The organism is Microcystis sp. M_QC_C_20170808_M3Col (genome assembly GCF_007095505.1).
Taxonomy (GTDB): Bacteria; Cyanobacteriota; Cyanobacteriia; order Cyanobacteriales; family Microcystaceae; genus Microcystis.
In genome coordinates, this window is record NZ_SFBY01000386.1 from 1 (window position 1) to 11,126 (window position 11,126).

Genomic DNA, 11,126 nt, shown 5'->3' on the forward strand with positions numbered 1-11,126 from the left:
TTGAGAATATTTAAATTAACATTTCGCAATATTTATAAATTCTTAAGAATTAATTGAGAAAGATTTTTATTTAACAACGATGTTGCAATGGTTACAGCGATTTGATAGAATTTCATAGTCGGTTACTATGTGCTTTTTTGGGCAGCAACGGTTGAAACCCTTGCCACACCTAGAAGGTAATCCTCATTAAGACGGGTAAATTAGTCAATTTCACCCACAACGATGATCTTTTTTTTGTGTAGTTTTATTGCAAAAAAAAAGTTTTTTTGACAAAAAGCACAAAGTATGATTCACGAAGTGGGGAAGTGGGGAAGTGGGGAAGTGGGGAAGTGGGGAAGTGGGGAAGTGGGGAAGTGGGGAAGTGGGGAAGTGGGGAAGTGGGGGGATGGGAAGAATAAATAAAAATAATCTCCTGACGACCGACGACCGACTCCTGTCTCCTGAATACTGACTCCTGACTTCTAACCCGACAAAAAACCTATTCGGCAAATCCTAAGTTAAATAAGCGATAGTTACCCCCGAACCGCCCTCATTTTGGGGTGCTAATTGAAAGCGTTTTATCTGGGGATGACGGGATAAAAAATCGTGAACACCTTGACGCAATTTCCCCGTACCTTTACCGTGAATAATCCATAATATACCCGAGGGGGTGGCACGGACGATCGCCTGTTCGATATCCGTTTCTGACTCTGCCACCCTTGAACCGCGAATATCGACGGTATTATTAGCAGTACGAATTAAAGGAGTCTCCTGGGGTTTTGTGGGAGTTTGTGGCACATTTTTGACAGGTTTTGGCGCAGTTTCCACTTTTTGACCATCCAAAGACTCGATCTGATCTAAGGGTAGGGTCATCTTCATCATACCGAAACGCAGGGAAATCTCCTCTGATTCCGGTGAAATTGCTAAAACTTCGGCAGTTTGTCCCAAATTGGGCAAGCGTACCCTTTCCCCCACTTGCGGACGATAATTAACCTTAGTTTTTTCCGTTTTTGGTAATACCCTTTCTGCGATCGCAGTTAATTCCTCGGTGGCTTTTTGGGCATCCTTACCAGTTTTTGTTCCTGATTGCAATCGGCGAATAACGTCATTAATCTCTGCTTTTGCCGATAATAAAGCCTTTTGTAGCTCCTGATCCTGATAACGCTTTAATTCTCGCTCTCTCTCCTGTAGAGAATTGGCCCGCGTGGACACCTCTGTATAAAATTTCTCCGTTTGTTGGAGCAATTGACTTGCCTCTTTAGCTTTTGACTCCTGTTCCCGTCTTTGCGCTTCCAAACCCGCAATCACTTGATTTATCTCCTCCGATAACCCCCCCAGATGATTTCTCGCTTCGGCCACAATTTCGGGACTTAATCCCAAACGCTGGGCAATAGTTAAAGCATTAGAACGCCCCGGAATGCCCCATAATAGTCGATAAGTGGGGGAAAGAGTGCGATCATCAAACTCTACCGAGGCATTTTCAAAGCGAGAATCTCGATACTTTAACGCTTTTAATTCCCCGTAGTGAGTGGTAGCCACCGTTAGTAAACTATGATCGGCGAGGTATTGTAAAATAGCGATCGCTAAAGGACTTCCTTCGGCCGGATCCGTACCTGCTCCCACCTCATCGAGTAAAACCAAGGAACGAGAATTTAAAGCCGCTAAAATGCGAACAATCCGGCGAATGTGACCCGAAAAAGTCGATAAACTCTGTTGCAAAGACTGTTCATCCCCGATATCGGCTAAAACGCGATCAAACCAGGGTATCTCTACCGGTTCCCGGGCCGGAATAAACAAGCCCGCTTTCGCCATTAAAGCCGCTAATCCGAGGGTTTTTAAAGTAACGGTTTTTCCGCCGGTATTTGGTCCGGTGATGGCAACAACGCGAATTTCTGGGGTAATCTGCACATTTATTGGTACGACATCCCCCCCCTGTTCGTGGTGTTTTTGCCACCAGAGCAAGGGATGACGCAAATTCCGCAAAGTAATCGTTTCCGACCCATCGATAAAGCGGGGGGGATTACCCTCTAACCATAAACTGTAACGGGCCCTGGCGGTGGCCAGATCGAGCCTAGTAGCGATCGCTAGTAAATATTCTAAATCCTCAAAAGCTTCGGCGATCGTATTACTTAACTGCCGGAGGATTTTTTCTTCTTCGATTTGTTCCTGACGACGATATTGCCGCAGTTGATTGCCTTGGTCAACGATAGAGTGAGGTTCAATGTAAAAAGTCGCCCCTGTGCTGGAAGTATCGTGAATTATCCCGGGTATTTGCTCTTTTTGCGCTGCTTTGACGGGAATCACCCAGCGGTCGCTTCTTTGGGTAATGACTGCTTCTTGGATGGCACCGCCCTGTTTTTGGATGATATCCTGTAATTTTCGGTAAATTCGCTCTTTAATCACCTTCATTTGTCCCCGAATTTCCCGTAATTGGGGACTAGCGCGATCGGATATCCGGCCATCTTCATCGATACAACGGTGTATTTCCTGTTCTATCTCTGGATAGGTGCGAATTTCGGCTACTAACTCTTTTAAAACTGGTATATCTTCCTGTTCGTCAATTAAACGCCGTAAACGTCGCACTCCCGCTAAAGTCGTGGCAATATTTAAAAGTTCCTGTCCCGATAATAACCCCCCCAGATGCGCCCTTTCTAGGGCATCTCCGATGTCGGTAATCCCATCAAAGGAAAGACGACTATCTAATTTTTGTTCTAAACTATAAACTTCTTTGGTTTGGCAGAGTAGGTTTAAACTTTCCTCTTTGCTTTCTGGTAACGGCAATTGACGAATTGCGATCGCACCGAGTTTAGTCGCTGCAAAAGTAGCTAGGTGTTGACATAGCCGCGGCCATTCCAATAATTCTAGGGTTTCGTCTTCAATCAATTTTGTAGTTTTTTATAATACGCTTTGTATTTCTAGTCTAACCGGATTTGGCCCGATTTTGCAGGAGTCATTTCAGTGAACAGTAATCAGTCATCAGTAATCAGGGAAAAGACAGCACTGTTACTCGCACTTAAATACCGGTCACTTAACACTCCCGCTAGACATCTCCAAAAATTATAACCCAATCACCGCTTGCTTTACTGAAATGTATATCTATCCTTGCTAATTCAATTTAACTGAAAAAATATGTGGCAATTAAAATCATTTCTGTTTGGGTAAGTTTATTGCCGACAAAGACTTCTAGTCTCGATATAATATTAGGTCGAGTTCTACTGATAACTGATAACTGATCACTGATCACTGTATCTAAATTCCTTTCTGGAGAGAGAATTGTACCTGTTTAAATTCTTGTTTTAAACGTTGTTTGAGTTTGTCGGGGATGGGACGGGAACCGTAGGCGGTATAATAACCAGCTAGAGAGTTTAAGGCTGTTTGCATAGTAGTGAAAGAACGCAAACCCCCGGATTTTTTATCTCGTCGGTAGAGGGAGATGTAATTGTTGATTTGTTCCTTTGCTTGCGACTCAACTGCCGCTTTATTCGGGTCATCTTTGACTAAATCAAGGGTTGTGGTTAAAGTTTCAATCACCGTCAGGGTATCCTGTCCATAATTGCCTGTTAACCCCGAACTACTAGAACAGCCCATCAATCCGATGACAAGGACGAGAACCAAAGCTAATAAGCGAGAAATGTAAGGTTTTGGAGACATATTTTCAATACCATAAGTTAATCCCAAGTCACCTTATCCTATCAGGAAACTGTTACCAGTTCTTCATGAGAGTCAACCGGCTGCAAAAATCAAAAATCTTTCCTTTAGTCAGGGGTCAACCGGGGGTAAATAGTCAAAATATAGGCTTTTTGGGCTGTAAAAGCGCAATTTTTGCCTAAAAGTTGCGATGCCTTCAACCCGGAGTGAGTTGATTCGGGACTAATTCCAGCTGCGATCAGGCACTGGTGGTGGTTTCCCGAAGGTAGATATCCGCCCTATCATCAGCCGTTTTTAAATCCGCGATTCCCGCTTCTGGAAACGGGACATCAGGATAATTCACCGCTACCTGGGCCAAGGCTTTCCTCAAGCTGGAACTAGGGTGAAATGGGCAGTTTGACGGTAAAGCTTGTTCCCTTATCCACTTGGCTATCTAGGGCGATTTCGCCGCGGTGGAGTTCGACGCATTTTTTAACCACTGCTAACCCCAATCCCGTGCCGATAATATTTTCCACATTCTGACCCCGATAAAAGGGTTCATAGATCTTACCTCTATCTTCCTCGGCAATGCCGATACCGTGATCTTGGACTTGAAAAACAATGCGATCGCTATCTTTCCCCAAAATCAAACTAATCCCTGCTCCCGTGGGGGAATATTTAATCGCATTTAAGAGTAAATTACTTAAAATCGAGTAGAGCAGTTTCTCATCTAGATAAGGACGAATCATCAATCCCTGACTGACAAATTTAATCGGGGTATTATTTTTATTGATAAATTGAAAATCCTCGACTAAATTTAAACAAAAAGCTTCAATATCGAGCGGCTCTAGTTGACAACTGAGATTCCCAGATTCTGCCCTTGTTAAAATCAAAATATCTGTTAAGAATTGATTCATTAGCTTGACAGAAGACTGGATTCTATATAGGTTTTTTCTGCTCGACTGATCGGCATCTTTTAAGCCATTTTCTAATAACTGCGAGGCAGAAAAAATAACGGTTAAAGGGGTTCTAAACTCATGAGATATCATGGAAAAAAGCTGTATTTTTAGATCGGAAAGTTCTTTTTCTTGTAGTAATAACTGGTGGATTTTCTCACTTTTCTGTCGCCGTTTCTCTTGCCAAAAAACTAAAATATAAACTCCGCAAATAATCACAAAACTGATAAAAGTTCCCAGTAAAACCAACAGAGAATTTTCGCGTATACTATCCCTAGAACTAGCGATGCTAATTCTTAAATTCCTTTTCTGACTAGCTTGTAAATAGGTAAGAAGATTTTGAAACTTATCCCGGAACTCGACACTTTTAACCGTGATTGCATCTTGGGAAATATCATCGGACTGATCGGGTTTATAGGTGGCGATCGATTGATTAAATAAAGCAATTCGCCGATACATTAAATCCCCGATCTGAGCCACCATTTCCCGCTCGAAATCTGTGCCGTTTTCTAGTTGTTTGGCCAGGAGTTGCCAGTTAGATTTCATCAAAGCGATCGCTCGACGATGACGACCCAATTCACTGGGGCTGCCAGTTTTAATATAACCCCGTCTTCCCGATTCGGCCACGGCCATGTTAGCGTAAAGATTACTGAGATTATCGATGATCTCGTAGGTAACTTCCACCTCGGCAGCGCGCTGACGCAGGGTGAGGGTATTGCGATAGGAAACTAGGCTAATAGTTCCCATCAATAAGACAGTTAGCCCGAAACCTCCCGCGATCCATTTTCCTTGTTTTAGCCAATTCATCAGCAGTTAACTGACACTATTTCCAGCTTACTCCATCTCTAGGCCATGCGAATTTTAGTAGTAGAAGATGATATTCAACTAGCCGATATTTTGCGAGAGGCATTGAGCGAGCGACAATACGTTGTCGATGTGGCTAGAGACGGAGAAGAAGGCTGGAATTGGCTAGAATTAGGCAAATATGACCTTTTAGTTCTCGATGTCACCCTGCCAAAATTGAGCGGAACTTTACTCTGTCAACGTCTGCGACGAGCGGAATCCCATCATCCCGTCTTTGCTAATGCCACCGTTCCCGTCCTATTATTGACCGCAAGGGATACGGTAATCGATAAAATCGACGGATTAGACGCAGGGGCCGATGATTATGTCACTAAACCCTTCGATTTAGGCGAATTAATGGCGCGGATTCGGGCCTTGATCCGACGTGGCAGCAGTACCAGCAGTGTTTTATTATCTTGGGGGGGTTTGCAGTTAAATCCCAGTACCCACGAGGCCAGTTATAACGGTCAACTTCTTTCTCTCACCCCCAAGGAATTCGCTCTCTTAGAATTACTTGTTACCCATGGGCGCCGGGTCTTAAGTCGATCGGGTATTATTGAGCGAGTTTGGTCTTTGGACGATTCTCCGGCCGAGGAAACCGTTACTTCCCATATTCGCGGTCTTCGTCACAAGCTAAAATCCCTGGGAGCGCCGGAAGACTTTATTGAAACCGTTCACGGTCTCGGTTATCGTTTAAAGTAATATCTGCCTTGGGACAGTAGACAAAATTATTTCTGCACGAAATCTGCACGAAGTTTGCAGAGGGTTTCCATAATCACCCGTTAAATTAGAGAGTTAGACAGGTGCAGAGCTTCTAGACAATCAGATCGGTCAAACCTGTGACTCTCCTCTCCTAAACGGGGCAGCTTGACATGATTTACACGCGATTTGACTATCACGGCTGGCAGATTGAATTGATCCTAGAAATGCAGGGTTATTCTTTTCAATGTTGGCGAGTGGATGGCAGGGAAGGAATTAGCGATCGCCTAGTTTATGCCACCTCTGAACAAGCTTTAGCGGCTGCCCGACACCGGGCGGATCTAGAGTCTGCTTGTCTTGCCCTACTGCGATTTCTCAATGATATCGGCGGCCGGAATTATTATCTCACCGGCGATGATCGCGATGCTCTTAGCCAGTCGATTTTAGAATATGCCCGTGTGGGAGGTGTTTCCTGATTTCTTCTTTGGAAGTTTTTCCCCCATTGAGAATGATTCTCGCTCGGATTTATTTAGGGTTGGCTGAATATTTGGACTTCCCCGTTGACAAAAGGCAATAATACCATTTTTCTAAAGTAATGGCAGAGATGGTTAATTATCCTCACACCCAACCCCTCTCCCAAAAAGGGAAAGGCGTGTAGGATGCCTGCCACAAATAAAGAAAAATGGGATGAGCAACTCACATAAAGTTCATTTTGTCAAGGATTGTTAAGAAGCGCTTACCCTGATTGACTTAGTTGTTCAAATAGTTTAAGATACAAAGATAAAGGCTGACCTAGCGATGTCTTTTAGTTGCGGAACTTAAGCATCTCATAAAGTTTTTCCTCCTGCCAACCCGCTATCTAATTCGGACTCCTTGTACAGCCAGTCTTTCATGGGTTTTCTGCACCACTGAGGATATTTATGACAGCTTCAGAAATCGCACGATTAATTATACGCATTGAAGAAACCGTTAATCCAGATAGTGAATATTACGGCAAGCTTGTCAAATGGTGGGAACAAGAGAAGGAACTTTGGCATTACGGAATCGGCTTATCAAATACACACTTCTTTAACATAGGAACGATAGAAGCTAAGGAACTGCAAATACTAAAACGACATGATATTATCGAACATGATATTATCGAACATCGCAATCTTGATATCAGAGGAGTTCCTGGGATTTACTCGCTCTTTGAAAGCGATGAGATTATTGAACGACTAAAGTATTCCTTAAGATGGTTGAATGATTTGCCAAAAAATTCATCGAAAAAAAAAATAAATGGCAAAGCTCTAGCTTTTCTGATATTCACTGATGACGAAGCTGGAACAGACAAAGATAGTGAACCAATTGATATAGATTTTGCTAGCTATCTGAAGCAGCAATCACCGCGACTTAAACATAATATAATTAGAGATTTCTTCGAGAAAGGAAAAAATTGGGTATATATATTCTTGGTTATATTTGTGTTTTGGATAGTCGTTGCTATGGCTCTGATAAGCGATGAATTGGGAAGTGATAAACCCTGGATAAAAGGGCTGCTTTCAGGGGCGTTAATCTCGCTTAGTATATTGCTTGTAATCATCATATCAAACTGGATATCAAATTTTAAATGGTCTGGCTTCCAGAAAAAAAGTTTTTGGGATTGGTTACAATTATTGATTGTCCCTTTGATGTTAGCTTTTGGTGCTTTCTATTTAAATTCTGCTTCTGAAACTAGAGACAAGCAAAGAGCTAAAGAGGGAAAACAGCAAGAACTTTTAAAAGATTATTTCTCCAAGATGCAAACTTTAATTCTCGCAGAAAAAACGTTGCCAAAATCTAATAATAAGCCAACTGGCTCTCCATCGCTGGATCAAAATCAACCTAAATTGTCACCAGAGTCTCAAGCTATTGCCCGAGCTTTAACACTAGCTGTTTTAGATGAATTAGATGGCCCAAGAAAAGGGAAAGTTATCACTTATCTGGCTGAATCAAACTTGATAAACAAACCCAACCCAGAAATTAAATTAGATCGCGCTAATTTACAAGATCTAGTATTACAAGATGTCGATATGAATGGAGTAAAAATTTACAAAGCCGATATGACAAAAGCTAATCTGACTGATGTAAGCTTAATAAATGCAGACTTGACATTATCCATTTTTAGTTCTGCTACTCTGCAAAAGGTAAATTTTTCAGGTGCTACTTTGGATAAGTCAAATTTCTACAATACTAAGCTTAAAAATATAACAATTAGTACATCATCAAAATTCCAGAATGTTTGTTACAGTGAGGGAACTAAATTTGAAAATACAGAAGATGATAAAAATCAAATCACTTGGTTGAAATTAACCGATTTTCAAAACCCTAACACTAATTCTAGGATCACCAAAACCGATAGATGGTGCAAACCAACTGAGCAAAATCTTAAGAAAAATCTAGACTAATCTAAATAAACATTTAAAACTTACAGCTAGAGATTTAGATGAAATATTACTACCGTTTAATCTCAACTATTTTAATGTTAAGTGTATGTCTTGCTCCCTTGGCATCTTCTCAAGATAAACCAGATCCAGCTTTTTCCTATGGAGTAGTTTATAGTTCAGAGCAGGACATTAAAAAAGCAAACAATGAAACAGACCAACTTCCTCAAATATTCCCACAATATCAAAAAGAAAATTATTTATTTAAGCGGAGAAACTGGTATGCAAGCGTTGTTTTATTTAAATCTAAAACTGATGCTGATGAAGCGAGAAATATAATTGATGGTGAATATTCCAGAGGCTCTTTTGTCGTTAATCTTCAAGAGTGGTGTCGTCCCGACTGGAGGAAAAATACAGGAGTTAAACTAGGTGTAAGTTATTATGACTGTAAGAGAGGAGAAATAATGGATGGCAGCCCAGGAGCCATTATAATTTTTGCTCAATTAGATAGCCCCCAAAAGGCTCAAGATAAGATAGAAATACTCAAAGATAAGTTTAAAAAATTACAGCACAACTTAGCAATTTTTAAGAAGGGAAAGTATTTCTATCCAGCCGTGATTAATTACAAGAATACGCAAGAGGCTAATCAGCAAATACCGCAAGTACCGCAAGAGATGAAGAATAAAGCTAAGGCAGTCAATATTAATCAGTGGTGTCCTCGTCGAGAGTTAAAACCAGTGGAAGACCCGAAAATTTACGATTACATAGAATGTAAGTGAGTGAATTACTGAATATTAACTTCGAGATATTGAGGTCGATAGGTACGAACGTAATTCAACACCTGGTCGAGATCCGCTCGGTTGGTCAGGGCGATACACCCTGATGTGCCGTCTTCGCCATTGGGTTTTTCAAAGGACGGATCGTAGTGAATGCCCAAAGCTGAACGACGAGTCCGAAACAAAGGCTGTATGGGGAGGAAACGATCTCCTGCTTCTGGAATTGTTCCTGGAACAGGCTCTCTGGCTACCCGATATTTCCCGTCCGGCAAGGGCGCTTCTGTCCCAGCTTGATGGCGATTATAATTTTGAGTATGCGCTCGTCCCGCGACGGTCATGTAAGCGGCGATTAACTGCCCGTTACCGTAAAGGCTGAGTTGGTAAAGTGGATTGCCTAGCTTATTGGTCAATGCTGTGGGGGTTAGTGTCATGTAATTGTCCGGCGTAGTTGAGGCCGTTTTAGGACTACAGACAACGAAAGCTAGACACAGGAGAAAAAGCAGCGCTAATTGCTTAAGCCGATTTGGGCCGCGACAACGCTTGAAAAATTCCGCCATATCGTTTAAAACTTTTAGCATATAATGATTTTATTTTCAGGCCACTTTCGGTAATAGAATCGTGACAGTGGTTCCATTACTAGGGATAATAGCAATTTCGATCGAGTCTCCGTGTAGTTCCACGCATTTTTGTACTACCACCAAACCCAACCCTGTCCAGGCGATATGACGGACATTTTTATATAACTGTTTTTGATCTTCTCTGCTTGGAGAAATTGCGATAAAATTAACGATCATAGCGATCAATAAAAAAATTTTATGGTTGTCACTGTTAATAATTCCCTGACAATAAGGGAATTTCTGCAATTACCAGAAACTAAACCCCGCAAGGAATTTATTGATGGTCAAATTATTCCTAAACCGATGCCCCAGGGTAAACATAGCACTATTCAAGGTGATTTAGTTCCAGCTATTAACGCCAGTCTAAAATCCCAACGAATTGCCCGTGCCTATCCTCAATTGCGTTGTACTTTTGGCAGTCGTTCTCTAGTTCCTGATGTTTCAGTTTTTCTCTGGGAAAATATTCCCCGCGATGCCGAGGGAAAAGTATTAAATACTTTTGCGATCGCTCCTGACTGGCTGATTGAAATTCTCTCTCCTGACCAAAATCAGACTAAAGTTGTTAAAAATATCCTTTATTGTCTAGATCACGGCACTCAAATGGGTTGGTTAATCGACCCTGAAGAAGAAATTATCTTTGTTTATTTTAGTGATCGAACTATCGCTATTTTTGAATCAGCAAATGCTCTTTTACCCGTCCCCGCTTTTGCGACTAATTTTCAAATCACCCTCGGTCAATTATTTGACTGGTTAAGAGGTTAACGGATTATCAGTTATCAGTTATCAGTTATCAGTTACCAGTTACCAGTTACCAGTTATCAGTTATCAGTTATCAGTTACCAGTTATCAGTTATCAGTTATCAGTTATCAGTTATCAGTTACCAGTTATCAGATGTAAGTTTTAAGTTAAAACTCTTCTAGAGTAGTTATGATATATTAGCAGAAAATAACCGACGCAAGCCTTGCCAAGTAAGGCTCACCAGAATTAAAAAAAGCAATTTTAATAAAAAAAGCTTTTTGCTTTGTTGGATTCCAGGCTATTTAGGGTCTGCTGAAAAAGTTTTTCGGTGGGGGTTGGGGGTTGGGGGTTGGGGGTTGGGGTGTGGGATGTGGGGTGTGGGGTTTTACCCATTTTCAGGTGGTCAATTACCTAATTTTCAGGGAAAAAGTCCCGGAATTTTCCCCCCAATCACTCCAAGGGTCGGCACTTTTTGAGGGAAAAAAAGT

General features: G+C 41.7%; 11 protein-coding genes. 6 read left to right on the forward strand and 5 right to left on the reverse strand.

The features are described 5' to 3' along the window. Positions 1-266 precede the first annotated feature (266 nt). A complete protein-coding gene (locus EWV84_RS17790) occupies positions 267-398 on the forward strand; it encodes a hypothetical protein (RefSeq protein WP_287079089.1) in 132 nt (43 codons plus the stop codon). A gap of 94 nt (positions 399-492) precedes the next feature. On the opposite strand, the gene EWV84_RS17795 is transcribed toward EWV84_RS17790, so the two are convergent. The 3 genes from EWV84_RS17795 to EWV84_RS17805 form a co-directional block, all read right to left on the reverse strand. Beyond that, positions 493-2,862, reverse strand: a complete 2,370-nt coding sequence (locus tag EWV84_RS17795; protein ID WP_287079090.1) for an endonuclease MutS2 — start codon at positions 2,860-2,862, stop codon at positions 493-495. A gap of 366 nt (positions 2,863-3,228) precedes the next feature. Next, positions 3,229-3,630 carry a photosystem II protein Psb27 gene (psb27, locus tag EWV84_RS17800; protein WP_286824517.1) on the reverse strand — a complete coding sequence of 134 codons (402 nt, stop codon included), beginning with the start codon at positions 3,628-3,630 and terminating at the stop codon, positions 3,229-3,231. A gap of 374 nt (positions 3,631-4,004) precedes the next feature. Then, positions 4,005-5,369 (reverse strand): sensor histidine kinase, encoded by a 1,365-nt coding sequence (locus EWV84_RS17805; RefSeq protein WP_287079091.1) that lies wholly within the window; start codon positions 5,367-5,369, stop codon positions 4,005-4,007. A gap of 45 nt (positions 5,370-5,414) precedes the next feature. On the opposite strand from EWV84_RS17805, the gene EWV84_RS17810 reads away from it, so the two are divergent. The 4 genes from EWV84_RS17810 to EWV84_RS17825 all read left to right on the forward strand — a co-directional run bounded on the left by EWV84_RS17810 (position 5,415) and on the right by EWV84_RS17825 (position 9,285). Further along, positions 5,415-6,107 carry a response regulator transcription factor gene (locus tag EWV84_RS17810; protein ID WP_287079092.1) on the forward strand — a complete coding sequence of 231 codons (693 nt, stop codon included), beginning with the start codon at positions 5,415-5,417 and terminating at the stop codon, positions 6,105-6,107. Positions 6,108-6,277: 170 nt separating this feature from the next. Next, positions 6,278-6,580 (forward strand): hypothetical protein, encoded by a 303-nt coding sequence (locus EWV84_RS17815; RefSeq protein WP_287079093.1) that lies wholly within the window; start codon positions 6,278-6,280, stop codon positions 6,578-6,580. A gap of 444 nt (positions 6,581-7,024) precedes the next feature. Next, the gene (locus tag EWV84_RS17820) at positions 7,025-8,530 is read left to right on the forward strand and encodes a pentapeptide repeat-containing protein (protein WP_287079094.1); all 1,506 of its coding nucleotides are present in this window, start codon (positions 7,025-7,027) and stop codon (positions 8,528-8,530) included. Between the two features lie 38 nt (positions 8,531-8,568). Continuing rightward, complete coding sequence (locus EWV84_RS17825) at positions 8,569-9,285, forward strand: hypothetical protein (RefSeq protein ID WP_287079095.1); 717 nt, start codon at positions 8,569-8,571, stop codon at positions 9,283-9,285. A gap of 5 nt (positions 9,286-9,290) precedes the next feature. Here the strand turns inward: EWV84_RS17825 and EWV84_RS17830 are convergent, their stop codons facing one another. Beyond that, positions 9,291-9,860: a L,D-transpeptidase gene (locus EWV84_RS17830; RefSeq protein ID WP_287079096.1), complete on the reverse strand. Its 570-nt coding sequence runs from the start codon at positions 9,858-9,860 to the stop codon at positions 9,291-9,293. Positions 9,861-9,875: 15 nt separating this feature from the next. Next, positions 9,876-10,076 carry an ATP-binding protein gene (locus EWV84_RS17835; RefSeq protein ID WP_287079097.1) on the reverse strand — a complete coding sequence of 67 codons (201 nt, stop codon included), beginning with the start codon at positions 10,074-10,076 and terminating at the stop codon, positions 9,876-9,878. Between the two features lie 21 nt (positions 10,077-10,097). On the opposite strand from EWV84_RS17835, the gene EWV84_RS17840 reads away from it, so the two are divergent. Then, positions 10,098-10,661 carry a Uma2 family endonuclease gene (locus tag EWV84_RS17840; RefSeq protein ID WP_287079098.1) on the forward strand — a complete coding sequence of 188 codons (564 nt, stop codon included), beginning with the start codon at positions 10,098-10,100 and terminating at the stop codon, positions 10,659-10,661. Positions 10,662-11,126: the final 465 nt, after the last annotated feature.